We start from the raw sequence: 26,413 nt of genomic DNA on the forward strand, positions 1-26,413 counted from the left end.
GGGCCAGGTCAGCCGCTCGGGGCCGCGTCGGGGGTGCGCCGAGAGGTGAGCACCAGGTTGCGCAGCTGACGCAACCCGACCGAGAGCGTCGTCAGGTCGGCCCGCCCCGAGCGCACCAGCTCGGCCCCGATCGAGCGGGCCCGGCTGACGCTGCGCGCGTGCACCGCGAGCCAGTGCTCGACCGAACCGGCGGCGATGACGTCGAGGGTCAGGTCGGCGTGCGCGGACAACAAGTCGTCGCGCAGGGCGGCGCGAGCCTGGGTCTGCCAACGATCGAGGCGCGGCAGCGCGCCGATGCCTTCCCACAACCAGGTGATGCCGAGCTCGCCGAAGAGCTGCCAGTAGACCGCGGCCACCTCGCTCGCCGGATGGCCGGCCTCGGCCGCCACCTCGACGATGTCGAGGCCGGTGTGCGCGAGCCCCCACACCGACGACCGCTGCGCGAGCGACTCGGGAACCCCGGCCACGAGGCGCGACGCCTCGAGCGAGTGCGCTGCGTCGGCGAGCGGCCCACGCAGCGCGTTCTGCAGCGTCACCTCCACCTCGCGCAGCCCCGGCGCGAGCTCGGCGACGACGGCGGCGATGTCGAGCGGCGGGCGCCGCCTGCGCAGCAGCCACACCGTCGTGCGCTCGACCATCCGGCGGCACTCGAGGAACAGCTCGAGCTGCACGTCGAGCTTCACCGGGGTCACGTCGTCGAGCGCGGTGAGGGCGTCGATCTCGGCCCAGATCTGCCGAGCGCCGATCAAGTCGCGTGCCGCGATCCAGGCCCGGCAGATGTCGGCGACGCCGGCGCCGGTGTCTTCGGTCAGTCGATGGTCGAACGAGGTGCCGGCCATGTTGACCAGCTCGTTGACGACCTTCATGGCGACGATCTCGCGGCGCAGCGGGTGGGAGCCGAGCAGCCCGGCGAAGCGGTCGCGCATCGGCGTCGGGAAGTACTCGGCGAGCGTGCGCACCAGGTATGGGTCGTCGACGAGGTCGCTCTGGAGCACCTCGACGACGTTCGCGATCTTCGTATGCGCGAGCAGCACCGCGAACTCCGGCGTGGTCAGGCCGATCCCTGCTGCCTGGCGCTCGGCCATCACCTTGTCGGTGGGCAGGGCCTCGAGGGCGCGGTCGACCCAGCCCTCGGCCTCGAGCAGGTTCAGATACCGGGCGTGCACGTGGGCCATCGCGCCCGACTGGCGCCTGGCGATCTGCAGCGCCAGGGTCTGCGCCTTGTTGTTGGCGAGCACCAGTTCGGCCACCTCGTCGGTCATCGAGGCGAGCAGGGTGTTGCGCTCGTCGCTGCCGACGGCACCGGAACCAACCGCGCTGTCGAGCAGGATCTTGATGTTCACCTCGTGGTCGCTGCAGTCCACACCGGCCGAGTTGTCGATGGCGTCGGTGTTGATCGCCCCGCCGGCCAGGGCGTACGCGATGCGGCCGCGCTGGGTGAAGCCGAGGTTGCCGCCCTCGCCGACCATCTTGCAGCGCAGCTCCTCGGCGTCGACCCGCACCGCGTCGTTGCTGCGGTCGCCGGCGTCGGCGTGGCGCTCGGCGGCCGCCTTCACGTAGGTGCCGATCCCCCCGTTCCACAGCAGGTCGACCGGCGCTCGCAAGATGGCGGAGATCAGCTCGTTCGGGGTCAGCTGCTCGGCCTCGATGCCGAGGCGCGACCGGGCCTCGGCCGAGACCGGGATCGACTTCGCCGTCCGTGGATGCACTCCACCTCCGGTCGAGATGAGCGTCGGGTCGTAGTCGGCCCAACTGCTCCCGGCCAGGGCGAACAGCCGCCGGCGCTCGGCGAAAGACGCCGCCGGATCAGGGGAAGGATCCAAGAACACGTGACGGTGGTCGAAGGCGGCGACGAGCAAGAGCTTGTCCGAGCACAGCATCCCGTTGCCGAACACGTCTCCCGACATGTCGCCGATGCCGGCCACGGTCAGCGGGTCGCGGTCGGCGTCCTTGCCGAGGTAGCGCGCGTGGCGACGCACGCTCTCCCACGCACCGCGGGCGGTGATGCCCATCTCCTTGTGGTCGTAGCCGACGCTGCCGCCGGAGGCGAACGCGTCGCCGAGCCAGAACCCGCGCTCGATCGCGATCGAGTTGGCGAGGTCGCTGAACGTCGCCGTGCCCTTGTCGGCGGCGACCACCAGATACGGGTCGTCGCCGTCGTAGCGAACGGTGTCAGGAGGGGCCACGACGGCGCCGGCGACGAGGTTGTCGGTGACGTCGAGCAGGCCTTCCACGAACATCCGGTAGCAGGTCGCGACCTCTGCGCGGCGTGCCGCGGGGTCGGCGGGGGGCTGCTTGACGACGAACCCACCCTTCGCGCCGACGGGCACGATGACCGCGTTCTTCACCATCTGGGCCTTCATCAGGCCGAGCACTTCGGTGCGGAAGTCGTCACGACGGTCGCTCCAGCGCAGGCCGCCTCGGGCGACGGGCCCGCCACGCAGGTGGACGCCCTCGACGCGCGGCGACGCGACCCAGATCTCGTAGCGGGGGCGCGGCAGCGGCAGGTCGGGGACTTCGCGCGGGTCGAGCTTGAACGCGAGCACCGGGCGGTGCCCGGCGCCGTCGGCGGCCTTCTGGAACGCATTGGTCCGCGTGGTGGCGTCGATCACCGCCATCAGCACCCGCCCGACGCGATCGTCGTCGAGGCTCGGCACGTCGTCGAGCGCGGCGACGAGCTCGGCGCGGGCCGCTCCGACGCTCGCGTCTCGGTCTCCGCCGGAGGGTTGGAGCGCGAACCTCGCCTCGAACAGCGCCACCAGACCCCTGGCCACGCGCGGGTGGGCGACCAGCGCGGCGGCGATCGTCGGCTCGGTGAACGCGAGGCCGATCTGGCGCAGGTACTTCGCGTAGGCGCGCAGCACCGCCACCTGGCGCCCGCTGAGCCCCGCGGTCAGCACCAACCGGTTGAAGCTGTCGCTCTCGACCTCGTTGCGGTCGAGCGCCTTGAACGTCGCCTGCAGCTCGGCCGAGCTCTGCTCGGTCAGCTCCACGCCCGCCGGCAGGCGCACCCCGACGTCGTACATCCACACCGTGTCGGCGGGCAGATCCAGCTCGTACGGGCGCTCGTCGACCACGTGCAGGCCGAGGTGTTCGAGCAGCGGCAACGTGGCGCTGAGCGTGGTCGGCGTGCCGTCGCGGTAGATCCGGAACCGCCACTCGTCGGTCGTCCCGCTCGGCGACGGCACGAGCCTCGTCGCCAGTGTCTCGGGGTCGAGCGCCAGCTCACGCGCCATCAGCAGGTCGTCCACCGCGGTCACCGCGTCGATCTCGGCCCTGAACGCGTCCGGCACGCAGGCAGCGAGCTCGTCGGAGAGCCCACGCGCGCTCACATCGCCGAGTCGCGCGACGAGCGCGTCACGCATCATCTCGTCCCACGGCTCGGTGAGCGCGTCGATGCGTCCGCACAGCTCGTCGAGGTCGGGATCGGGCACGCCCTCGCCGCGGCGCAGCATCACGTCGATGCGCGCGAGCGTGCTGCCCCCCACCGTGCTGGTCGACGTCGCGCGCGTGGCGCCGTAGGCCTCGGCGATCTCCGCCGTCACCGTCTCGGGCACGTGCGGGCCGAACCGGGCGCGGGGCAGGTAGACCAGCGCCGTCAGCCAGGGCCCGACCGGCTCGGGCACCGGGATCACCCGCACCAGCGGGCGGTCCTGCAGCGCGACGATCTGGTCGACCAACGCGGAGAGATCGATGCGGCTCAGCTCGAACAGCGCGTCGCGGGGCAGCGATTCGAGGACGTGGCGCATCGCCCGCCCGGTGTGGGTGTCGGGCTTGAACCCCGAGCGGGTGAGCACCGCTTCGGCGCGCTCACGCACGACTGGCACCGACAGCGCGCTCGCCCGGTAGGCGGCGGCCGAGAACATCCCGACGAACCAGTCGAGCCCGGTGACGTGGCCGTCGGCGTCGAAGTGACGCAGCTCGATGCAGGTCAACCTGGCGTCGCGGTGCACGCTCGACGCGCGGTCGCTGCGGGAGATGGCGAGCAGCCGCTCGGTCGGCGCGGACATCGGGCCCGGCTCGCCGGGGCGGCGCAGCAGACCGAGTCGGCTGCCGTCGACCACGGCCAGCCCGCCGGCCGGGGTGTAGTCGTAGGTGGCCGCCCCGAGGAACACGAAGTGCTTGCGCACCAGCCACGTCAGCAGGCTCGCCACCGCTTCGGTGATGTGGCCGGGCACGCCGGCGGGGGGAGCGTCGAGCCCGTGGGCGAGCTCCAACGCGCGCTGGCGCATCGGCTCGAAGTCGTGCACGGCAAGCTGCACGTCCTCCAGCGCGGCGCGCACCTCGGCCTCCAACGCGGCCGCCTGCTGCGGCGTGCGCAGGTCGATCTCGACCTGGGTCCAGGCTTCCAGCACACCTCCGCGCGGCACCACGCCGACGTACTCGTCGCCGTCGCGCTTGACGCGCAGCATCGGGTGCACGAGCAGGTGCACCTCTAGTTCGTTGCGCTCCAGCGCGAGCCGTGCGGTGTCTACGAGGAAGGGTGCGTCGTCACAGACGATCAACAGCACCGAGTGGGGCGAGCGCCACCCCTCACCGTGCTCGCCGGGGGACACGATGCGCACGGCGACTGCACCCGGAGCACGGCGACGCCCGAGGTCCCAGTGGGCGAGCGCGGCGCCGAGCAGGTCTTGCGGTGTGCGCACCAGCAGGTCGTCCGCTGGCACCTCGGCGAAGTAGGCGACGAGGAACGAGGCGAGCAGCTCGCCCTCCTCGCCGGGACGGGCTGCGCGTGCCAGCTTCGCGAGCAGCTCCAACATGACGGCGGCTTCGCCGGTCGGCTCCATGGTTCCCTCCGCCCCGCAGGCAGCGCTGTTAGGAGAGATCGTACGTGCGCGACGGGGGCCCGGCGGAGTCCGCCCACGCGATGCCGGCCCACGGGGGGCGCGCGAGACTTCGTCGCATGCCCGCGACGGACAAGACGGAGAAGGTGCGCGTCGAGCGTGACGGCCCCGTGCTCGTCGTCACCATCTGCCGGCCGGAAGTGCGCAACGCGATCGACGGCGATACCGCCACCGCGCTCGCGGACGCGTTCCGTGAGCTCGATGCCGACGAAGAGCTGTCCGTCGGCGTGCTCACCGGCGACGGCGGCACGTTCTGCGCCGGGGCCGACCTCGGCGCGATCGCCAGCGGGCGGGGCAATCGGATCGAGGCAGACGTCAGCCGCGACGGGCCGCTCGGGCCGACCCGGCTGCTCTTGTCGAAACCGGTGATCGCCGCGGTCGAGGGCTACGCCGTGGCCGGCGGCTTGGAACTGGCGCTGTGGTGCGACATGCGGGTAGCCGCGACCGACGCGGTGTTCGGCGTCTACTGCCGGCGTTGGGGAGTGCCCTTGGTCGACGGCGGCACCATCCGTCTGCCGCGCCTGATCGGCCACAGCCATGCCATGGACCTGATCCTCACCGGGCGCGGCGTCTCCGGCGACGAGGCGCGAGCGATGGGTCTCGCGAACCGCATCGTCGCCCCCGGCCACGCGCTGGCGGCGGCGATGGAGCTCGCCCGGCAGCTCGCCGCGCTCCCCCAGCTGTGCATGCGCAGCGATCGCGCCAGCGCGTACGAGCAATGGGGCATGGCGCTGCCCGCCGCCCTCGAGAGGGAGACCGAGCTCGGCCTCCAGGTGGTGCGTAGCGGCGAGACGATCGCCGGGGCACAGCGCTTCGCAAAGGGTGCCGGCCGCCACGGTGCCCCGGAAGCCGGCCGATGAGCCGCGGCGCCCGACGCGGTGCCTCGCCGGCCGTCGTCGCGCTCGCCCTCGCCGGCCTGGCGGCCTGCGCCGACCAGGCCCCAACCTCGAGCGACACCGATCCGACCGGGCCGTCGACGTCGACGACGCTGCACGTCGACGTGCCCGACGACACCGTCGACGACACCGCCGAGGTGGACGGCACGATCGCCGATGTCGATCCCCCGGAGCAGGTGGCCGAACGCAACGCCGAGGCCGACGTGCGCGTGAGTGGAGAGCGTTACGAGCTCGAGGTGTTCGCCTCGGACTGCGACTTCGACCTCGAATCGGCATGGGAGGTGAGCGGCACGGCCACGGTCGACGAAACGGCGATCGGCTTCTCCACCTCGTACCTGTACCGCCCGTCGTTCGCCGAGGGCACCGACGACGACGAGGACGGGGACGGGGACGGGGACGGGGAGTCGTGGCAGCTGGTCGTCTACGTGAGCGTCGAGCTCGGCGCGAGCGGCACGCTGAGCCACTTCCACGACACCGCGGCCACGGACTCCACGGCACCCACAGCCGGCGCCGTGCAGCAGGATCGCCCGACGATCGACGCCTCACCGGGGCGCTTGCGGGTGAGTGCAGAGTTCGTCGACCCGACCGGGATCCTGATCGACGACGGCGACACCACCGTCGGGCAGGTCACGGTCACCTGCACCTGACAGCGGGCCGGCCCACCGAGGGCGCAGCGCTCAGCGGGCGAGGGCGACGGGATCGAGGATGGTCAGCGGCTCGGCTCCGGCGGTGACTGCGGCAAGCAGGCCGTCGGCCATCGGCATCAACTGCTCGCAGAAGAACCGCGCCGTCGCCACCTTTGCCGCCGCGAACTCGGGGTTGAGATCTCCGCCGCCGGCGAGGGCGGCAAGCGCCGAGCGAGCCATCATGTAGCCGGCCGTCGTCGTCGCCATCATCCGCAGGTACGGGGTGGCGCCGGCCATCACGGCCACCGGGTCGGCGGCGTTCTCGATCGCCCACGTCGTGGCCGCCCTGGTGGCGGCGACGCTGGCGGCAAGCGCGGCACGGGTCCGCGCCAGCTCGGGATGCGCGGCGAGCTCGGTGTCGAGGGCGGCGATGCGGTCGAGGTGCTCACCCACCACCGCCCCGGCGCGCATCGGCAGCTTGCGCCCGACGAGGTCGAGCGCCTGGATGCCGTTGGTGCCCTCGTAGATGGTGGTGATGCGGGCGTCGCGGTAGTGCTGGGCGACGCCGGTCTCCTCGATGAAGCCCATCCCTCCGAAGACCTGCACCGCGAGCCCGGTCAGCTCGACGCCCATGTCGGTGCCCCACGCCTTCGACAGCGGGGTGAGCAGTGCCGCCACCTCGTCGGCCTGCTGGCGCTCCGCGGCGTCGGGGTGGTGCTTAGCGCGGTCGATGCAGGCCGCGTTCCAGTACATCAGCCGGCGCATGGCCTCGATCGTGGACTTCATCGTGGCCAGCATCCGGCGCACGTCGGGGTGGTCGACGATCGGCGACGCCTCACCGGCGGGCGCGCCGGGAGCGCGCCCCTGGCGGCGCTCCTGCGCGTACTGCAGCGCATGCTGGTACGCGCGCTCGGCGAGTGCGAGGCCCTCGACACCGACCGACAAGCGCGCCTGGTTCATCATCGTGAACATGTACGCCATGCCACGGTTCTCCTCGCCGACCAGGTAGCCGACGGCGCCGCCGCGGTCGCCGTAGGACAGCACGCACGTCGGGCTGGCCTTGATGCCCATCTTGTGCTCGATCGACACGCAGGTGACGTCGTTCGCCTCGCCGAGCGTGCCGTCGTCGTTCACGAGGTACTTGGGCACGACGAAGAGGGAGATCCCCTTCGTGCCGGGAGGGGCTTCGGGGGTGCGGGCGAGCACCAGGTGGACGATGTTGTCGGCCATGTCGTGCTCGCCGAAGGTGATGAAGATCTTGGTGCCCGAGACCAGATAGGTGCCGTCGTCTTGGCGCTGCGCCTTGGTGCGCAGGGCGCCGACGTCACTGCCCGCGTCGGGCTCGCTCAGGTTCATCGTGCCCGTCCACTCGCCGGTGATCATCTTCGGCAGGTACGTCATCTTCAACGCCTCGCTGCCGTGATGGTCGAGTGCGTCGATCGCACCCTGGGTGAGCAGCGGCGCCATCGAGAACGACATGTTCGCCGAGGTCAACATCTCCTGGAGGGCGATGCCGACGAGCCAGGGGAAGCCGCCACCGCCGTAGCCGGGCTCGAAGGGCACCGCTCCCCAACCGCCGGCCACGTACTCGGCGTAGGCGGCGGCGAAGCCTGCCGGTGTGGTCACCGTGCCGTCTTCGTTGCGCACGCTGCCCTGCACGTCGCCGGGCTGGTTCAGCGGGGCGATGCGCTCGGCGAAGAAGCGACCCGCCTCGGCCAGCAGATCGCGGACCACGTCGGGGTCGGCGGCGTCGAACGCGTCGAGCGCGGTCAGCCCCTCGAGGTCGCACAGACGGTTGAGGACGAAGTCGATGTCGCCGAGGGGTGGGGCGTAGGTGGTCACGGGATCAGGCTAGGCAGGGGTGTGCGGTGCCGGCCAAGGGGGGTCATCGCTCGGCGAGATAGGCCGCGATCGCGGCCACCGAACGCAGGCCGGGCACGTCGCGTTCGGGGATCTCGACACCGGTGCGCTCGCGGATGGCGACGACGAGGTTGAGCGAATCCATCGAATCGAGGCCGAGGTCGTCCTGCAGGTCGTCGTCGTGGCCGATCTCGCCCGGTTCCAGCTCGGGCGCCACCGCGCAGATGGCGTCGAGCACGGTGCGGATGAGGTCACCGCTGTCTTTGTCGTCGTTGCGTTCGCTCACAGCTTCTCGGGCTCCTTCAACAGTCGTTCGAGGATGGTCAGGAACTGGCCGCCCACCCGGCCGTCACTGACCCGGTGGTCGGCGGCGAGGGTGGCGTGCAGCGTCGGCCTGGCGACGAGCGAGCCGTCGACCACCCAGGCCTCGTCGCGCACGGCGCCGAAGCCGACGAGGGCGACCTGGGGCGGGAAGATGATCCCGTCCACCTCGTCGACACCGAGGTCGCCGAGGTTGGTCACGGTGATCGTCGCGCCGGCGGTCTCGGAGGCCCGCAGCCGTCCCGCCCTGGCCCTGGTGACCAGGTCGCGCAGCTCGCCCATCAGCTCGTCGAGCGGCTTCGATTCGGCCGCGGCGATCGCCGGGGTGACAAGGCCGCCCTCACGCAGGGCCACGGCAACGCCGAGGTCGACGTGCTCGGACGTGACGTGGACGCCGTCGACGAAGGTGCCGTTCACCGCCGGCACGGCAACCGCGGCGAGCGCCGTCGCGCGCAGCAACGCCGCGGCCGGCAGCACCCGCTGCTCGACGGGTGCGTCGACGTTGCGTGCGGCCAGCCAGTCGAGCAGCGTCGACATGTCGATCCGGCGCGCCAGGCGGTAGTGCGGTATCTCCCGCCAGCTGCGCGACATCAGCTCGCCGATCGCGCGCCGGCGGGCGGCGAGACGCTCGGCCTTCGACCGGCGACCCGACGGCGGTGAGGGCGCCCGAGCGCGCTCGACGTCGGCGCCGACCACCGCGCCGAGCGGGCCTGTGCCGGCGATCACCGCCACGTCGATCCCCCGGCCCGCGGCCACGCGCCGCGCACGCGGCGATACCCGCGGGCGACGAGGCCCGGCCGGCGCGGGCGGGGCTGCAGCCGGAGCGGGCGGCGGCACCCCGGGCGCGCTCCGCGCCGCGGCGGCGACCTCGTCGCGGTGCACGCGCTCGCCGGGGTGGCCGGCCTGCACCCGCGCGAGGTCGACGTGCAGCTCGTCGGCCAGGTGCCGGATCAAGGGGCCGGTGCCGGCCGGCCCGGCCGACGGCCGCTCGGTGACAGCAGGCCCGGTAGACGGCTCGACGGCGGGCTCCACCACCGTCTCGACGACGGGCTCCACCACCGTCTCCACCGCCGTACCAACCGCGGCGAGCCTGGCGATCACCTCGCCGACGGCGAGGGTCTCGCCCGGCGCGGCGACGAGCTCGGCCACGACCGCGTCCTCCCACACCTCCACGTCGAGGTCGGCCTTGTCGGTCTCGACGACGGCGACGACGTCGCCGCGGCGCACGGTGTCGCCCGGGTGGACGTGCCACTCGACGATGCGCCCCTCGGTCATGTCCGCGCCGAGGCTCGGCATGCGCAGCTCAGCCACCGCCAGCGCCGGGCCCTTCGCCGAGCGTCGCCAGCACCGCGGCGACGATCCCCGCCACCTGGGGAAGTGCGGCGTGCTCGAGGTGCTTCGCGTACGGGATGGGCACCTCGGCGGTGGCCACCCGCCCGACGGGCGCATCCAGGTCCCAGAACGCGTCCTCGGAGATCCGCGCCGCCACTTCGGCGCCGATCCCGCCCGTGCGCCAGCCCTCGTCGACCACGACCACACGGTGCGTGCGCACGGCGGTGGCGAGGATCGTGGTCACGTCGAGCGGGCGCAGCACGCGCAGGTCGACCACCTCGGCGCCGATCCCCTGCGCGGCGAGCACCTCGGCGGCTTCGAGCGCCTTCGGCAACGAGCCGCCATAGGTGACCAGGCTCACGTCGCTGCCCGCCCGGCGCACCGCCGCTGTGCGCAGGTCGACCGGCGCCGGCGGATCGCCGACATCGCCCTCGGCGTTGTACAGCGCGCTGTGCTCGAAGATCAGCACCGGGTCCGAGTCGGCCAGTGCCGGGGCCAGCATCGAGCGGGCGTCGGCCACAGTGGCCGGGGTGGCGACCGTGATGCCGGGGATGTGCGCGTACCAACCTTCCAGGCTGTGGCTGTGCTGGGCGGCGAGCTGGCGGCCGGCCCCGGTCGTCATGCGGATGACGAGCGGCACTCCCACCTGGCCGCCGGACATGTGGCGCAGAGTCGCGGCGTTGTTCAGGATCTGGTCGATCGCCAGCAGGCTGAAGTTGACGGTCATCACCTCGACGATCGGGCGCATCCCCGCCGCCGCGGCACCGATGCCGGCGCCGACGAAGGCGGACTCCGACAGTGGGGTGTCGCGCACCCGCTCCGGGCCGAACTCGTCGAGCAGACCCTTCGATACCGCGAAGCAGCCGCCGTAGCGACCGACGTCCTCACCCATCAGGAACACGCGCTCGTCCAGGCGCATCGCTTCGCGCATCGCCTCGCGCATCGCGTCGCGGTACGTCATCGTCGCCGACTTCGCCGGGGGGTTCATCGTGAGCCCTCCGGCGCGCTCGTCTGCTCGGCGTGCACGAAGCGCGTCAGCTCCTCCACCGGCTCGGGAGTTCCTGCCTCGGCGAAGGCCACCGCGGCATCGACCACTGCGACGGCGTCGGCCTCCATCGCGGCGAGCCGCTCGTCGTCGAGCACGCCGTCGGCGCCGAGGCGCCCGGCGTACAGCTCGATCGGGTCGTGCCGGCGCCACTGCGCCACCTCGGCCTTGTCGCGGTACAGCTCGGGGTCGTACATCGAGTGCGCGCGGAAGCGGTAGGTGCGCAGCTCGAGAAACGTCGGGCCACCGCCCTCGCGGGCGAGGCTCGCCGCCGCCCGGGTGGCCACCTCGACCGCCTCGGGGTCCATGCCGTCGACGACCATCGCCGGCATCCCGTAGCCCGCAGCCTTGACGGCCAGCTCGGTTTGGCTCTCGCTGCGTTCCAGCGCGGTGCCCATGGCATAGAGGTTGTTCTCGCACATGAAGAGCACGGGCAGCTTCCACAGCGCGGCGAGGTTCATGCTCTCGTGGAACTCGCCCTCGGCCACAGCACCTTCGCCGAAGAAGCAGGCCGAAACCGACCTGTCGCCCTGCATCCGCGACGCGAGCCCCAGCCCGACAGCCACCGGCAGACCCCCGCCGACGATCGCGTTGCCGCCGTAGAAGCCGACGGACGTGTCGAACAGGTGCATCGAGCCGCCGCGGCCACGGCTGCACCCCTCCACGAACCCGTACATCTCGGCCATCACCGCTCCCGGGTCGACCCCGCGGGCCAGCGCGTGGCCGTGCTCGCGGTACGTGGCGACCACGGTGTCGCCCGGCGCGAGTGCAGCCATCGCGCCGGTGGCCACCGCCTCCTCGCCGACGTACAGGTGGAGAAAGCCGCGGATCTTCTCCGCCTGGTACAGCTCCGCGCAGCGCTCCTCGAAACGGCGGATGACGAGCATCTGCGCGAGCAGGTCGCGGCGGTGCTCGGGGTCGAGCCCGCTCGGCACGCCGGAACCCTCGCCGACCTCCTGCTCGGGGACATGGTCGAGCTGGTCGAGCTGGTCGAGCTGGTCGAGATGGTCGCTCATCGAGAAGTTCCTCCGATCGGAGCCGACGCTCGGTCCGGGTCGGCCGACGGCGAGCCCTCGAGCGTCGAGGTGTCGCCCTCGGGCAGGCCGAGCTCACGAGCGCGCAGCAGGCGGCGCATGATCTTTCCGCTGCGCGTCTTCGGCAGCTCGGCCACCGCGACGAACGAGCGGGGGGCGACCGCCGGCCCGAGATGCTTGCGCGCGTGCGCCATCAGGTCGCGGTGCAGGTCGTCGTCGTCGACGTAGCCGGGGCGCAGGACGACGGCGGCGTGGATGACGTTGCCGGCCACCGGGTCGGGTACGCCGTAGACGCCCGCGTCGGCGATCGCCGGATGCTGGCGCAGCACCGTCTCCACCTCGAACGGGCCGATCAGGTGTCCGGCGGTCTTGATCACGTCGTCGGCGCGCGACACGAACCACAGGTAGCCGTCGGCGTCGGCGCGCACGAGGTCGCCGGACAGGTACCACCCGTCGGCGAAGGCCCGTGCGTAGCGCTCCGGGTCGTCGAGGTAGGCGCGGAACATCGAAGGCCAGCCGGGGCGCAGCGCGAGCATGCCTTCGGCTCCAGGCTCGGTCAGCAGCTCGACCCGGCCTTCGCGCATCACCGGCTCGCCCTCGTCGGTGCAGCGCAGCAGCGCGGTGTCGATGCCCGGCAGAGGGCGACCCATCGAGCCGGGCCTCACCGGCATCGAGGCGTAGTTGGCGACCATGATCCCTCCGGTCTCGGTCTGCCACCAGTTGTCGTGGAACGGCTGCCCGAGCGCGTCGCGACCCCACACCACCGCGTCGGGGCCGAGCGGCTCGCCGACGCTCGCCGCGAAGCGCAGCGCCGACAGGTCGTGGTCGGCTGCGGCCTCGGCACCGACCTTCATCAGCATCCGGATCGCGGTCGGCGCGGTGTACCACACCGACACCCGTTCCTCCGCGAGGATCCGGTACCAGCGGTCGGCGTCGAACTCGGCCTCGTCCACGACGGAGACCACGCCGTTCACGAGCGGGGCGACGATGCCGTACGAGGTGCCGGTGACCCAGCCGGGATCGGCGGTGCACCAGTACACGTCGCCGGGGTGGAGATCGAGCGCATAGCGACCGGTGACGAGGTGCGCCAGCACCGCGGCATGGACGTGCACGGCGCCCTTCGGAGTGCCCGTGGTGCCGCTCGTGAAGTGCAGCAGCGAAGGGGTCTCGGGATCCGTAGGGGCGATCTCGTAGGCGGGGTCGGCTCCGGCGAGCAGCGCCTCGAGATCCGACGTGCCCTCCGGTGCGTCGCCGCCGGCGACGAGCACGTGACGCAGCAGGGGCAGCTCGCTGCGGATGCCGGCGACCTTGCGCCGGTACAGCGCAGCGGTCGTCACCAGCACGACGGCGCGGCCGAGGTGCAGGCGCTGGCGGATCGGCTCCGGCCCGAACGCGGAGAAGAGCGGCGACGTCAGGCAGCGGTGCTTCAGCGACCCGAGCACCGCGGTGAACACGTCGAGACCCCGTCCGGCGAGCACCACCACCGTCTCCCCCGGCTGCACGCCGAGGCGGGCGAGGACGTTCGCGAACCGGCTCGTGCGCTCGGCGAGCTCGGCGAAGGTGACCGGGCGCGTCGGCCCGTCGCGGGGCACGAGGCGCAGCGCCACGTCGGCGCCGCGCCCGGCAAGCACGTGACGGTCGACCGCCTCGTGCGCGATGTTGGTCCCGCGACCTGCGGGGAGGCCCGCCAGCAGGGAGGCGGCCTCGTCCCAGCTGAAGCTCGCCCGCACCCGGTCGTAGTCGTCGAGGTGATGGGGGTGGCTACGGTCCGGCTTGTCGATGATCGGCCAGGACGCGTCGGTTTGCATGCACGCACCTTTCGTCCTACCGCGATCGTGCGTTCGCCAGCGCGTTCTGGACAGGGCACGAGGTCCATACCGGGAGGGTCTGATGCCGCGGCGCAGACGACTCCCGCGCGACGGCCTAGGACGGCCTAGATGGACGCGATCCGGTGGAACGCGGGGCGCGGTGCCCGGCGGCCGAGCTTCATCCCCGCCGCGAGGACCAGCCGGCAGACACGCCAGCGATGCCCGGCGAACGGCGCGAGCAGATCGAGCATCCGCGCGTCGTCCACCCGCGTGCGCTCGCCGGTGAACGCGTGGGAGACGAGCGTCGGCATCCAGAAGTCGCCGAGCAGGACCGTGTCGGGATCGCCGTGGCACGCGATGACGGTGCTCGTCGCGGTCCAGGGACCGAGGCCGGCCAGCGCCCCGATCCGCGCGAGCGCTGCCTGCGGGGTCATCGTCGCCGCCTCCTCGAGGCGCCCGGCGCGTCGCGCGGCCAGCACCAGCGAGTCGGCGCGCCGGCGCTCCACGTCGAAGCGGTGCAACTCCACGTACGAACGCCCGGCGACGTCGTCGGGAGCGGGCCCGAGCCGCAGCTCGAGCTCGGCCGGGCCGGGAGCGGCAGCGCCCCACGCGGCCACCATGCGCCTCCACGAGCGGGCGGCGTCCTCGGTGGTCACCCGTTGGCCGAGCACGATCGGCGCGAGCTCGGTCCACACCATGGCGCTCGCGCCAACACGCAGGCCCGGGTGCCGACGGTCGAGCTCGGCGACCACGGGGTGGCGCGCCGGTTCCCAGCCCGAGCGGTCGTCGCCGACGCCCAACCAGCGCGGGGCGCTCGCGAGCAGCCAGTCGGCGGCGTCGGCACCACCCCACGCCGTGGCCTCGGCCTCGCCCGCCGGGTTCCACCGGAACCGCACCGTTGCCGGGCCGAGCGGCGTGTGGACGGCCCGCGCGAACGCGTCGGGCCACCACCTGGACGTGGGGTCGGAACCGAACGGGTGGAAGGCTCCGAGCACCAGGCGTGGGTCGGCGCCGTCCAGCTTCACGACCCGGTGGCGCTCGACGCCCACCGGTCCCGAGCGATCGGAGCCCACCGGTCGGCCGGCCGGTTCAGGCGCCGGTCAGCTCACGCCAACGGGCGGGCCACGCGTCGGCGACGCCGCGCGGCGTCATCCGCAGCGTGGCCGCCGGCACCAGGTCGGCGATCCGGCGCACCTCGGCGTAGTGATGGGCGACGTTGCCGGCGCCCTCGAACAGCTCCAGCCGCCGGGAGACCAGATCGGCCGGCGGTGAGGCATCCAAGAACCCCCAGATCGTGAACGCGATCGTCAGGTCGTGGATCACGGGAGCCCGCCCGAAGAGCGAAGCCCGCCGCAGCGCGATCGCCGCGCACCCGCGGATCGCGTCGTCCGCGTGGAGCCCGACACCGACGTTCAGGCGGTGGCGCATGCGTTCGGCGAGAGTGAGCGCATAACCCTGGTCGGGACCCTGGTAGCCGAGGCGTTCACCTTCGGGTTGGCGGCCCTCCAGGTCTCCGGGACGCTCCGAGTGCCACCCGTCGGGCACGTGATCGGGCGACGCGTACCCCCGCACGATCTCGACGGGCGACAGGGGGACGAACTTCGGTGCGGCCATACCAGCCCAGTTCTAGCCGTTCACCGGCTGGGAGGAAGCGGCGTGCAGCAAGCCGTAGACGAGGCTCTCCTCCAACGCGCGCCAGGAAGCCTCGATGATGTTGGCGCTGACGCCGATCGTGGTCCACGTCCGGTCGCCGTCGGTGGCGTCGATCAGCACACGGGTGACCGCGCCTGTGGCGGTCGCCCCGTCGAGGATGCGCACCTTGAAGTCGGTGAGGTGCACCCGGTCGAGGTGGGGATAGGCATGCGACAGCGCGGCGCGCAGCGCGGTGTCGATCGCGTTCACCGGTCCGTTGCCCTCGGCGGTGTGCACATGGCGCTGCTCGGCGCCAGTGGAGTCGGGCACCCACGCCTTCACCGTCGCCTCGGTGGTGAAGGCACCGCTCGGGAGCTCGTCGGTGATCACCCGCATGCTCTCCACCCGGAAGTACGGCTGGCGCCATCCGGCAGCGCGCCGCATCAGCAGCTCCAGCGAGGCGTCGGCCGCCTCGAAGTGGTAGCCCTCGTGCTCGAGCCGCTTCAGGTCGTCGATCACCTGGTTCACCGCCGGCCCGTCCATCGTCAGGCCGAGCTCTTCGGCCTTGATCTGGATCGTCGCCCGACCGGCCATCTCGCTGACGACGAAGCGGGTGCCGTTGCCGACCAGCTCGGGGTCGACGTGCTCGTACGCGTCTCTCGCCCGCGCGATGGCGCTCACGTGCAGCCCTGCCTTGTGGGCGAAAGCCGATGCACCGACGTAGGGCGCCTGCGGGTTGAGGGGTCGGTTCAGCACCTCGGCCACGTGATGGCTGACGCTCGTCAGGCGCTCCAGCCGACCGTCGGGCAGGCAGGTGTAGCCGAGCTTCAGCTGAAGGTTGGGGATGACGGTGGTGAGGTTCGTGTTGCCGGTGCGCTCGCCGAGACCGTTCAGCGTGCCCTGCACATGGCGGGCCCCCGCCCGCACCGCGGCGATCGAGTTCGCAACTGCGCAGCCCGTGTCGTCGTGGCAGTGGATGCCGATCGTTGCATCTGCACCGACATGCCGAGCGACCTCCGCGACGATTGCGCCGACCTCGTCAGGCAGGCTGCCCCCGTTCGTGTCGCAGAGGACCAGGTGCGAGGCACCCTTCATCAACGCCGCTTCGACCGCCCGCATCGCGAACTCGGGGTTGCGCCGGTAGCCGTCGAAGAAGTGCTCGAGGTCGACGAGCACGCGCCGGCCGTTTGCGGCGAGGAACTCGACGGAGTCGGCGATCATCGCCTCGGCCTCGGCGAGCGTGGTCTTCAACGCCTCGAGGACGTGGTAGTCCCAGCTCTTGGCGACGATGCACACCGTGTCGGTGCCGGCCTCGACCAGGTGGCGCAAGGTGGCGTCGTCGTCGACCTTGCCCAACGGGCGCCGAGTGGAGCCGAACGCGACGAGCGTCGAGCAATCGAGGCGCAGCTCCGTCTGCGCGCGAGCGAAGAACTCGACGTCTTTCGGGTTCGCCCCCGGCCAACCACCTTCCACGAAGTGGACCCCGAGGTAGTCAAGTTGCTCGGCGATGCGCAGCTTGTCCTCCACCGTCGCGGAGACCCCTTCCACCTGCAGGCCGTCGCGCAACGTGGTGTCGAACACCTCGACCACCTCGGCCGGGGAGCCCTGGTGGTCGGCTGGTCTCGTCGGATCGGTGGCCATCGAGGGGCTCCTGTCGGGTCGGGGAACGAAAAACGCCGCCCGGCTGGGCGGCGTGGCGGCGCACGTGGGACGAACCACGCGCGCTAGGGAATGACGATGCTGCTCGGGTGGCAGGTGGAGGGGACCGGCGTCCGCGTCACGGGAGCATTCAACCGCCTCGTTCGGCCCGCGTCAACGCGCACCGGCCGTCGCGGCTGTGGGTGAAGCTGTGTACGAACAGTGGACAGAGTGCGAGATTCTGGGGAATACGAAGAATCTCAGTGGATAACCCTGTGAGTTCGAAAATACCTCTTGACCTGGCCAAACGCGTTCGCGAGAGTGTCCTCACACCGGACGGCACGACGCGGCCGGCTCACCGGGGGAAGCAGGGGTCCACCACCTCTCGCCAAACCCGGGCCAGCCACCGCGAAACGACTGCTCGGTGGGGACGATCCGTCTCCACGTAGCTGCTGGGCCTGGCCCAGAAGCGAAGTGGGCCGGGTGCCGGTGGTGCCACCACCACAGGTATCCGGTGTCGATCCTCGGGGCCAACGACCCGACCGATGGGAGACCATCGATCGGCAAGGGGTGCCATCGGGGGCCGACGGGGTCCGATGCCGAACCGGGCGACCGGCGAGGCGGGTGACCCAGACGGCGCCGGCAGTTGGCCGGACCGGGCAACCGGGCCGGGCAGGTGACGGCGTGGGAGGTATCGGTAGTGAACGGGGCGACCCGAGCACGACCGGTGCAGCCCGACCCATGGGACAACGACCGCCTGCGCGACCAGGCGGAGCCGGGTCCCTTGGGGTTCCGGCCGTTGGGCCGAACCGGGCAACCGGGGAGGCCTGCCCGGTCCCGATGCCGAGCGATCGGCGAAGGACCGCTCCGCTGCGGGCAACCGCGACGGAGGTCACGACCCGGCCCAGCCGGGGCGTGGAGGAGTCGATCGGGGCAACCGGGGCGGCGTGATCGTCGAACCGGGCGACCGGTACCGACAAGGGCCGGAAAACGCGGCTCGCCCGCCGGAGGGCAACTTCCGACGGGCGAGTGAACTGATCGAGCTGAAGGGTAACAACAGACGTTCGATCAGTGGTGGATCGTCCCACCTCGGGCTGCCCCGGGCGGCGCGCAGGTCTTCGGACCCGCTGCGCCACCGGGGCGCTCACCGTTTTCCCCCAAAGAACCGCAGCTTTCGCGCCAATCTGTCAACGAAGCCGCGCTGGGAGCAGGTTGGTTGACAGATTGGCGCGGTAGCTGCGGGTAGCGTCGGGGGGGCGATGGACGAGCCGGACGACGCGGTGAGGCGTGAGCTCGCGCCGGGGCTCGCCGAGCAGTACGCCCTGGGCTTCAACTTCGGCAGCGTCACCACCTTCGGCCAGCGGCCCTTGCTGACCGAGCCCGAGCAGCTCGACGCCTGGAAGCCCGACGTGGCCGTCGTCGGCGCGCCGTTCGATCTCGGGACGACGAACCGTCCCGGAGCCCGGTTCGGGCCACGGGCGATCCGCTCGCAGGTGTACGAGGCGGGCTCATACCACCTCGACCTCGGCCTGGAGATCTTCGACTGGCTGGAGGTGGTCGACTTCGGCGATGTCCACTGCCCCCACGGCCAGACCGAGCGCAGCCACGCGAACATCCGCGCCCGCGTGCACGAGATCGCCCGGCGCGGGATCGTCCCGCTCGTCTTCGGCGGCGACCACTCGATCACGTGGCCGGCGGCGACGGCAGTGGCCGACGTCCACGGGTTCGGCAACGTCGGCATGGTCCACTTCGACGCCCACGCCGACACCGCCGACGTGATCGACGGCAACCTGGCCAGCCACGGGACGCCGATGCGACGCCTGATCGAGTCCGGTGCCGTGCCCGGCGACCGCTTCGTGCAGGTGGGCCTGCGCGGCTACTGGCCGCCGCAGGACACCTTCGAGTGGATGAAGGCGCAGGGCATGCGGTGGCACACGATGCAGGAGATCTGGGAGCGCGGCTTCGCCGCGGTGATGGCCGACGCCGTCGCCGAGGCGCTCGCCACCACCGATCTGCTGTACATCTCCGTCGACGTCGACAGCATCGACCCGTCGCAGGCTCCCGGCACCGGAACCCCCGAGCCAGGCGGGATCCAGGCCGCCGACATCTTGCGGATGGTGCGCCGGCTGGCCCACGCCCACCACGTGGTGGGCATCGACATCGTCGAGGTGGCGCCCGCTTACGACGTGAGCGAGCTCACCGTGAACCTCGCCCACCGGATCGCGTTCGAGGCCCTCGCCGGGCTCGCTGCCCGAAAGCGCGACGCCGCCGGTGCACCCCCCGGACTACCCGCTCCCGGCGCGCCGAGCTGAAGCAGGCAGCGCCCCCGCCGCGGCGGCCCCGGTCAGACGGCGAGCTCGCACCAGTCCTTGTAGCGGTCCTCCTGGCCACGCACCGCCCGCCCGTAGACCTCGGCGATGGCCTTCGTCATCGGGCCAGGACACGGGATCGTCCGCTCGTCGACGGAGTTGACCGAGCTGACCTCGGCGGCCGTGCCGCAGACGAAGATCTCGTCGGCGATGTACAGGTCGCTGCGGGCGATGTTGTCGACGCGCACGTCGATGCCGAGGTCGGCGGCGATGCGCATCACCGAGTTCTGCGTGATGCCCTCGAGCGCTCCGGCCGACAGCGGCGGCGTGAGGAAGACCCCGTTGCGGGCGGCGAAGATGTTCTCGCCGGTGCACTCGGCGACGAGCCCGTTCGGGGCGAGCATGATCGCCTCGTCGTAGCCGGCACGGAGGGCCTCGACCTTCGCGAGCGACGAGTTCACGTAGTTGCCCGTCGTCTTCGAGGCCGGCGGCATGATGTTGTGGTCGTGGCGGGTCCACGACGAGATCTTCATCCGCACCCCCTTTTCGACCGCGTCGTCGCCGAGGTAGGCGCCCCATGGCCAGCAGGCGATGGCGACGTCGACCGAGCAGGGCAGGGTGTTCAGCCCCATCTCGCCGTAGCCGTAGTAGGCGATCGGACGCACGTAGCACGACGGCAGGCCGGTCGACGCGACCGTCGCCTTCGTCGCGTCGATGAGCTCCTCGACGGAGTACGGGATCTCCATCCCGACGATCTTCGCCGAGTGGTGCATGCGCACGATGTGGTCGGTGAGGCGGAAGACGGCAGGCCCGCTCGCCGTCTCGTACGCACGGATGCCCTCGAACACACCCGTGCCGTAGTGCAGGGTGTGGGTGAGCACGTGGATCTGGGCCTTGTCCCAGTCGACGAGCTCGCCGTTCATCCAGATCTTCGGTGTCGGTTGGATGGGCATCGCAGGTGCTCCCCCTCGTAGGTTCGTTCGGTTCGACCGTCGCCGGTCTCAGCCTGCCACTCGGGCGGCGAGCGCGTCACCGATCTGGGTGGTGGTACCGCTGACAGGTTCGGCGCAGGCGGCGCGCACCCGCTCGGCCGCCGCGGTCTCGCCGAGGAAGTCGAGCATCATCGCCGCCGACAGCACCGCCGCGGTCGGGTTGGCCTTGCCGGTGCCGACGATGTCGGGCGCCGAGCCGTGCACCGGCTCGAACAGGCTCGGGCCGGTACGGGCGGGGTTGAGGTTGGCCGACGAAGCGAGGCCGATGCCTCCCGACACCGCCCCGCCGAGGTCGGTGAGGATGTCGCCGAAGAGGTTGTCGGTGACGACGACGTCGTACCGCTGCGGATCCTGCACGAAGTAGATGCAGGCCGCGTCGACGTGGTTGTAGGCGGTGCCGATGCCTGGGAAGTCGGCGGCGACGTCGTTGAAGGCACGCTCCCACAGGTTCCCGGCAAAGGTGAGCACGTTCGTCTTATGCACGAGGGTCACGTGCCGCCGAGCGCGCGCATCGGCGAGCTCGAACGCGAATCTGATGCAGCGCTCGACGCCGTGGCGCGTGTTCACGCTGCCCTGCGTGGCCACCTCGTACGGGGTGCCCCGGCGCAGCACGCCGCCCTCGCCCACGTACGGCCCCTCGGTGTTCTCGCGGATGACGACGAAGTCGTGGGGTTCGGTGTGGCCCGGAGCTGTGCCGACGAAGGGGCGCACGTTCACGTAGAGGTCGAGCTCGAAGCGCATCTTCAGCAGCACCCCGCGCTCGATCACCCCTGGCGGCACGTCGGGCGCGCCCACGGCCCCGAGGAGGATCGCGTCGAAGCCGCGCAGCTCGTCGAGCGTGGCGTCGGAGAGGATCTCGCCGTCACGCAGGTAGCGGGCCCCGCCCAGGTCGAACTCGGTCGTCTCGATCCCGACGCCGCACGCCTGCACCACCTTCAGCGCCTCGGCGGTCACCTCCGGACCGATGCCGTCTCCGCCGATAACCGCGATTCGGTGAGTCATCGGCGGAGCAATCTACGCCCCCGCGCCTTCCCGGCGCCCATCGCGGCCTCCTCGCGCGCGACCTCACCAGGTCCGGAGTCGGTACCCTTCGCCGACATGTCCCAGATCCACCACCTCTCCCCCTCGGCCCATTCCCGGCTGCAGGCCGAGCTGGAGGACCTCACCACGCGCGGGCGGATCGAGATCGCGCAGAAGATCGAACGTGCCCGGGAGCTCGGCGACCTGTCCGAGAACGGCGACTACCACGCGGCGAAGGACGAGCAGGGCCACATGGAGGGCCGCATCCGGCACCTCGAGGCGATCCTCGGGCACTGCGAGATCGTCGACGTCGTCGACGACGGCACGGTGAAGCCCGGCAGCCTGGTCACCTTCCTCTACGCCGGCGACGCCGAGGATGCCGCGGAGAGCTACCTCATCGGTTCGATCGAGGAGCGCCACGAGGGCTACGAGTCGATGAGCCCGCAGTCGCCGCTCGGCCAGGCACTGCTCGGCTCGCGGGCCGGCGACACCGTCACCTACACCACGCCGACGGGTGCAACGCTCGAGGTCGAGGTCGTCAGCGTCGAGCTGCCCTAGGCCGATGTCGGGCACCGCGGCTCGCGAGGCGGGGGAAGAGCCCGACGGCGACGAGGTGACGATGCGCGTCCCGCCGCTGCCCCCCGGGCGCGAGCTGCACCTGCCCGGGCGCGGCACCACCTTCGTGCGTGAGCTGCCCGGGCCGTACCCGGGGGCGCCGGTGGTGATGCTGCTCCACGGGTGGACGGCGACGGCAGACCTCAACTTCTTCTCCGCCTACGAAGCGCTCGGGGCGCACTTTCGCGTCGTCGCCCTCGACCACCGCGGCCATGGCCGCGGCATCCGCAGCCGGCGGACGTTCAAGCTCGCCGACTGCGCCGACGACGCGGTGGCCCTCGCCGCCGAGCTGGGCACGGGGCCCTTCGTGCCGATCGGCTACTCGATGGGTGGGCCCATCGCGATGCTCGTGTGGCGCCGGCACCCGGCGGTGGTGAGGGGCCTGGTGCTCTGCGCCACGGCGGGGCAGTTCTCGCACACTCGGGCCGAACGGGTGAACTTCCTCGGCCTCACCGGGCTCGGCGCGCTCGCCCGTCTCACCCCGACGCAGGCGCGCGTCTGGCTGACGCACCAGGTGTACCTGAAGCGCAAGGCCGAGCAGTGGGACCCTTGGGCAGTCCAAGAGGCGATGCGCCACGACTGGAGGATGGTCCTCGAAGCCGGCCGGGCGATCGGCTCGTTCTCGGCGGCGTCGTGGCTCGCCGAGATCGACGTGCCGACGTCGGTGGTGCTCACGATGCGCGACGCGGTGATCCCCGTCGAGCGCCAGATCCGCCTCGCCGAGTCGGTCTCCGCGGTGAGCGTGCACCGCATCGACGGCGAACACGACGCCATCATCGCCCGGGCCGAGCACACGGTGACGGCGATCGTCGAGGCCACCCACCGGGTGCTCGACACCCGCGGTCCGGTCACGCCCGACGCCCGGTAGCGTCGCCGGTCATGCCTTCCCGCCGCCTGCGCCGTTCCCTCGCCGCGCCCGCGCTCGTCGCGCTGGTCGCTCTCGCCGCTTGTGGCGGCGACGACGCCTCGACCGACGACACGACCGACGCGACCACCGACGACACGACGAACGACACGACAGACGCCACGACCGGCGACACGTCACCCACCACGACCGCCGCGCCGAGCGACAAGCCCGAGGTCGAATTCCCCGGCGCGGACCCGACCGAGCTGACGGTGACCGAGCTCGAGGCCGGCACCGGCGCCGAGGCGGTCGAGGGCGACACGATCGTCGTCGACTACGTCGGCGTCCGAGCCGTCGACGGGGTCGAGTTCGACAACTCGTACGACCCCGGCACCCCGTTCGCGATGAAGATCGGCGCCGGCCAGGTGATCCCGGGGTGGGACCAGGGCCTGGTCGGGGTGCGCGCCGGTGGGCGCTACCAGCTCGACATCCCCGCCGATCTCGCCTACGGCGAAGAAGGCTCGGGCGAGCTGATCCGCCCCGGCGACTCGTTGACGTTCGTCGTCGACGTGCGCGCTCTCGTGCCCGCGGGCGCCGAAGCGCCCGACGTCACCGTCGAGGGAGCCGATCCGGTCGATGCGCTGGAGACCGAGGACCTGGTCACGGGGGAAGGCACCGCGGCCGCAGAGGGTGACACGGTGGCGATCCACCTCGTCGCCTACAACGGCGCCGACGGTGCGGTGCTCGACAACAGCTGGGAGGGTGGTCAGCCGATCACGATCCTGCTTCAAGGGGATTCGACCCTGAGCGGGCTCGTGGAAGGCATCGCCGGGATGCAGCCCGGCGGGCGACGGATGATGCGCATCCCCTTCGAGCAGGCATGGGGAGCCGACGGCAACGAGGCCATCGGCCTGCCCGCCTCCACCGACCTGGTGCTCGTGATCGACCTGTTCGCGGCCTGGTAGGCCGCGACACCTCAGACGACGTCTTCGACGTCGAGGCCGATGTCGAGCACGCGGGCGGAGTGGGTCAGCTCGCCGACGGCGACGTAGTCGACGCCGGTCTCTCCGACGGCGCGGGCGCGCTCCAGCGTGAGCCCTCCGCTCGCCTCCAGCAGCGTCCCGGGGCGCTGCGCGTCCCTCACGGCGACGGCCGCGACGAGTTGATCGACGGTGAAGTTGTCGAGCAGCACCACGTCGGCGCCGGCGTCGAGCGCCTCGCGCAGTCCGTCGAGACCGTCGACCTCGATCTCCACCGGTAGCTCGGTGGCGAGCGAGCGCACGAGCGCGAACGCCGCCGCCACACCACCGGCAGCGAGCACGTGGTTGTCCTTCACGAGCGCGGCGTCGGACAAGGCCATGCGGTGGTTGACCCCGCCCCCACAGCGGACGGCGTACTTCTGCAGCGCGCGGAGCCCGGGCAGGGTCTTGCGGGTGTCGCGCACCTGCGCGTTCGTGCCCTCCAGCGCGTCGGCCCAGCTGCGGGTGAGCGTGGCCACGCCCGACATGTGGCAGAGCAGGTTGAGCGCCGAGCGTTCGGCGGTGAGCAGCAGGCGGGTGGGAGCCTCTACGCGCGCCACGGCCTGGCCGGCTTCGACGCGGTCGCCGTCGCGCACCAGGTACTCGACGTCGCTCATCTCGTCGCCGCACACCGCCTCGACGACCGCGGCCGCGACGGGCAGGCCGGCGACGACGCCGGCGCGGCGGGCGCCGAACGTGGCCCTGCTGCGCTGCCCTGCGGGCACCGTCGCCTCGGAGGTGACGTCGGTGCCTCCGGCCAGGTCTTCGGCGATCGCCATCCGGACGAGCGCGGCGACGGCGTCGGGGTCGAGGCCGTCGAGCGCGAGCAGGGCGCGGGTGTGCTCGGAGAGCGGCTGGAAGGTGAACACGTCAGGTTCCTCCTGGAACGCCCTGGACGACGGGTGAGCCGGCTGCGTCGAGGCGCACGTCGAGATGGGTCAGCCATTCGTCGCGGGGCGCGTCGTGGTCCAGCCGGCGGTGGCAGCCGCGGCTCTCGGTGCGGGCGCGCGCGGCGAGGGCGACCGCCGCCGCGACGGTGAGCAGGTTCGTCGCTTCCCAAGACCGTCGCGACGCCGCGACGTCGGGGCCGGCGGCCGCGGCGATCTGTTCGAGCGAGGCGATCACCGACGCGAGACCGACGTCGTTGCGCAGCACACCGACGTGGCGCGACATCCCGGCACGCACCGCGAAGCGGCTCGACGGATCGGCGAGACCGGCGTCGGCTGCATCGGCGGCGGCACCCTCTGCCGTGGATCTCCCCCCGGCGCTTTCGTCGGGATCTACGCGCGGCGGCAGCTCCCAAGCGAGCTCACGCCCCACGCGCGTGCCGGCGACTACGCCCTCGGTGAGCGAGTTGGACGCGAGACGGTTGGCCCCGTGGAGCCCGGTGCACGCGACCTCGCCGACGGCGTACAGCCCGGCCATCTCGGTGACGCCGTCCAGGCTCGCCCGCACACCGCCGCAGGCGTAGTGCGCGGCGGGAGCGACCGGGATGCGCTCTCGGGCGGGGTCGATGCCGGCCGCCCGGCAAGCGGCGGTGATCGTCGGGAAGCGCTCGTAGAACCGCTCGCCGAGATGGGTGGCGTCGAGGTAGACGTGGTCGTCGACGCCGGCGGCACCCTCGGCCATGCGGCGACTGATCGCCGATGCCACGACGTCGCGCGGAGCGAGGTCTTCCTGCGGATGGATGCCGGCCATCACCCTGTGGCCGGCGGCGTCGTAGAGCAGCGCCCCCTCCCCCCGCACCGCCTCGCTGACCAGCGCCTGTTGACCGACCGCGTCGGGACCGCTGTAGAGCACCGTCGGATGGAACTGCACGAACTCGACGTCGCGCGCCGCGAGCCCGGCGCGCAGGGCGAGTGCCAGCCCGTCGCCGGTGAGCGCCGGCGGGTTCGAGGTGGAAGCGAAGACCTGGCCGTACCCGCCGGTGGCGAGCACCACCGCCCGGGCGGTGACCACTCCCACCGAGACGACGTGGCCGTCCGCGTCGGTACGCGCCACGCGTACGCCCGCGCAGCTCCGGCCGGGGCCGCCGTAGCCGGAGCCGGCGCCCAGTACGAGGTCGAGCGCGAACGCGTTGCCCATCACCTCGACCCCCGCCGCGATGGCCGCCTGGTCGAGCGTGCGCTGCACCTCGGCACCGCTCTGGTCGCCTCCGGCGTGGACGATGCGATCGTGGCTGTGGCCACCCTCACGGGTGAGTGCCGGCCCCTCCCCCGACGCGGCCGGGTCGAACGCCGCCCCGAGGCGCATCAGGTAGCGGATCGCCTCCGGGGCCTTGGCGACGAGCTCGCGCACGACCGCTTCGTCGCACAGTCCTGCTCCCGCAGCCAACGTGTCGCGCACGTGGCTCTCCAGGCTGTCGGCAGGGTGGAGCACGGCAGCGAGGCCGCCCTGTGCCCAAGACGTGCTGCCGGCGGCGAGCTCGTCCTTCGTGACCAGCAGCACGCTGCGCACCGGTCGAGCGGCCAGCGCGGCCGCGAGACCGGCTGCACCCGAGCCGAGAACGACGACGTCGACGTCGCGGGTCCAGGTAGCGCGGGGCGCGGTCAACACGAGCGGCAAGCGCATGCGTGGC

Annotated in this window: 20 protein-coding genes; 6 read left to right on the forward strand and 14 right to left on the reverse strand. The window is 72.0% G+C overall.

Features of this window, described 5'->3' with window-relative positions; all coding sequences use genetic code 11:
- Positions 1 to 8: 8 nt before the first annotated feature.
- Positions 9 to 4,787: an NAD-glutamate dehydrogenase gene (locus IPM43_04570; GenBank protein QQS25648.1), complete on the reverse strand. Its 4,779-nt coding sequence runs from the start codon at positions 4,785 to 4,787 to the stop codon at positions 9 to 11.
- 116 nt (positions 4,788 to 4,903) lie between these two features.
- Between IPM43_04570 and IPM43_04575 the strand changes: the two genes are divergently transcribed.
- Together IPM43_04575 and IPM43_04580 are read left to right on the forward strand one after the other, a co-directional pair.
- Entirely contained in the window at positions 4,904 to 5,704 is an 801-nt protein-coding gene (locus IPM43_04575; GenBank protein ID QQS25649.1) for a crotonase/enoyl-CoA hydratase family protein, read from the forward strand.
- Complete coding sequence (locus IPM43_04580; GenBank protein ID QQS25650.1) at positions 5,701 to 6,387, forward strand: hypothetical protein; 687 nt, start codon at positions 5,701 to 5,703, stop codon at positions 6,385 to 6,387. The genes IPM43_04575 and IPM43_04580 overlap by 4 nt, the downstream gene beginning before the upstream one ends.
- Positions 6,388 to 6,417: 30 nt before the next feature.
- Here IPM43_04580 and IPM43_04585 read toward each other — a convergent pair whose 3' ends face one another.
- The 9 genes from IPM43_04585 to IPM43_04625 all read right to left on the reverse strand — a co-directional run bounded on the left by IPM43_04585 (position 6,418) and on the right by IPM43_04625 (position 17,039).
- Positions 6,418 to 8,208, reverse strand: coding sequence for an acyl-CoA dehydrogenase (locus tag IPM43_04585; protein QQS25651.1), 1,791 nt, complete (start codon positions 8,206 to 8,208; stop codon positions 6,418 to 6,420).
- Positions 8,209 to 8,251: 43 nt separating this feature from the next.
- Entirely contained in the window at positions 8,252 to 8,512 is a 261-nt protein-coding gene (locus IPM43_04590; protein QQS25652.1) for an acyl carrier protein, read from the reverse strand.
- Positions 8,509 to 9,858, reverse strand: a complete 1,350-nt coding sequence (locus tag IPM43_04595; GenBank protein QQS25653.1) for a 2-oxo acid dehydrogenase subunit E2 — start codon at positions 9,856 to 9,858, stop codon at positions 8,509 to 8,511. The genes IPM43_04590 and IPM43_04595 overlap by 4 nt, the downstream gene beginning before the upstream one ends.
- Positions 9,851 to 10,867, reverse strand: coding sequence for an alpha-ketoacid dehydrogenase subunit beta (locus tag IPM43_04600; GenBank protein ID QQS25654.1), 1,017 nt, complete (start codon positions 10,865 to 10,867; stop codon positions 9,851 to 9,853). Before IPM43_04600 ends, IPM43_04595 begins: the two co-directional genes overlap by 8 nt.
- On the reverse strand, positions 10,864 to 11,940 hold the full coding sequence (pdhA, locus tag IPM43_04605; protein QQS25655.1) for a pyruvate dehydrogenase (acetyl-transferring) E1 component subunit alpha: 1,077 nt from the start codon (positions 11,938 to 11,940) through the stop codon (positions 10,864 to 10,866). The genes IPM43_04600 and pdhA overlap by 4 nt, the downstream gene beginning before the upstream one ends.
- Positions 11,937 to 13,766 carry an acetate--CoA ligase gene (gene acsA / locus IPM43_04610; GenBank protein ID QQS25656.1) on the reverse strand — a complete coding sequence of 610 codons (1,830 nt, stop codon included), beginning with the start codon at positions 13,764 to 13,766 and terminating at the stop codon, positions 11,937 to 11,939. Before acsA ends, pdhA begins: the two co-directional genes overlap by 4 nt.
- Before the next feature lie 125 nt (positions 13,767 to 13,891).
- Complete coding sequence (locus IPM43_04615) at positions 13,892 to 14,791, reverse strand: DNA-3-methyladenine glycosylase 2 family protein (GenBank protein ID QQS25657.1); 900 nt, start codon at positions 14,789 to 14,791, stop codon at positions 13,892 to 13,894.
- Positions 14,792 to 14,855: 64 nt separating this feature from the next.
- Entirely contained in the window at positions 14,856 to 15,380 is a 525-nt protein-coding gene (locus tag IPM43_04620; protein ID QQS25658.1) for a hypothetical protein, read from the reverse strand.
- A 12-nt stretch (positions 15,381 to 15,392) separates the two neighbouring features.
- Complete coding sequence (locus IPM43_04625) at positions 15,393 to 17,039, reverse strand: citramalate synthase (GenBank protein ID QQS25659.1); 1,647 nt, start codon at positions 17,037 to 17,039, stop codon at positions 15,393 to 15,395.
- A gap of 1,256 nt (positions 17,040 to 18,295) precedes the next feature.
- Here IPM43_04625 and speB point away from each other — a divergent pair.
- Positions 18,296 to 19,348, forward strand: a complete 1,053-nt coding sequence (gene speB, locus IPM43_04630; GenBank protein QQS25660.1) for an agmatinase — start codon at positions 18,296 to 18,298, stop codon at positions 19,346 to 19,348.
- Positions 19,349 to 19,380: 32 nt separating this feature from the next.
- Here the strand turns inward: speB and IPM43_04635 are convergent, their stop codons facing one another.
- Complete coding sequence (locus tag IPM43_04635) at positions 19,381 to 20,298, reverse strand: branched-chain amino acid transaminase (protein ID QQS25661.1); 918 nt, start codon at positions 20,296 to 20,298, stop codon at positions 19,381 to 19,383.
- Between the two features lie 48 nt (positions 20,299 to 20,346).
- Positions 20,347 to 21,339, reverse strand: coding sequence for a 3-isopropylmalate dehydrogenase (locus IPM43_04640; GenBank protein QQS25662.1), 993 nt, complete (start codon positions 21,337 to 21,339; stop codon positions 20,347 to 20,349).
- A gap of 96 nt (positions 21,340 to 21,435) precedes the next feature.
- Here IPM43_04640 and IPM43_04645 point away from each other — a divergent pair, with 96 nt between their 5' ends.
- From IPM43_04645 to IPM43_04655, 3 genes are read left to right on the forward strand one after another with little or no spacing between them, the layout of a single operon-like run.
- Positions 21,436 to 21,915, forward strand: coding sequence for a transcription elongation factor GreA (locus IPM43_04645; protein ID QQS25663.1), 480 nt, complete (start codon positions 21,436 to 21,438; stop codon positions 21,913 to 21,915).
- A 4-nt stretch (positions 21,916 to 21,919) separates the two neighbouring features.
- Positions 21,920 to 22,840: an alpha/beta fold hydrolase gene (locus IPM43_04650; protein ID QQS25664.1), complete on the forward strand. Its 921-nt coding sequence runs from the start codon at positions 21,920 to 21,922 to the stop codon at positions 22,838 to 22,840.
- Positions 22,841 to 22,851: 11 nt separating this feature from the next.
- On the forward strand, positions 22,852 to 23,781 hold the full coding sequence (locus tag IPM43_04655) for an FKBP-type peptidyl-prolyl cis-trans isomerase (GenBank protein ID QQS25665.1): 930 nt from the start codon (positions 22,852 to 22,854) through the stop codon (positions 23,779 to 23,781).
- 11 nt (positions 23,782 to 23,792) lie between these two features.
- Here the strand turns inward: IPM43_04655 and IPM43_04660 are convergent, their stop codons facing one another.
- Entirely contained in the window at positions 23,793 to 24,704 is a 912-nt protein-coding gene (locus IPM43_04660) for a carboxylating nicotinate-nucleotide diphosphorylase (GenBank protein QQS25666.1), read from the reverse strand.
- Between the two features lies 1 nt (position 24,705).
- Complete coding sequence (locus IPM43_04665; GenBank protein QQS25667.1) at positions 24,706 to 26,406, reverse strand: L-aspartate oxidase; 1,701 nt, start codon at positions 26,404 to 26,406, stop codon at positions 24,706 to 24,708.
- Between the last annotated feature and the right edge of the window lie 7 nt (positions 26,407 to 26,413).

It is taken from the genome of Actinomycetota bacterium, assembly GCA_016700055.1.
Taxonomy (GTDB): domain Bacteria; phylum Actinomycetota; class Acidimicrobiia; order Acidimicrobiales; family Ilumatobacteraceae; genus Kalu-18.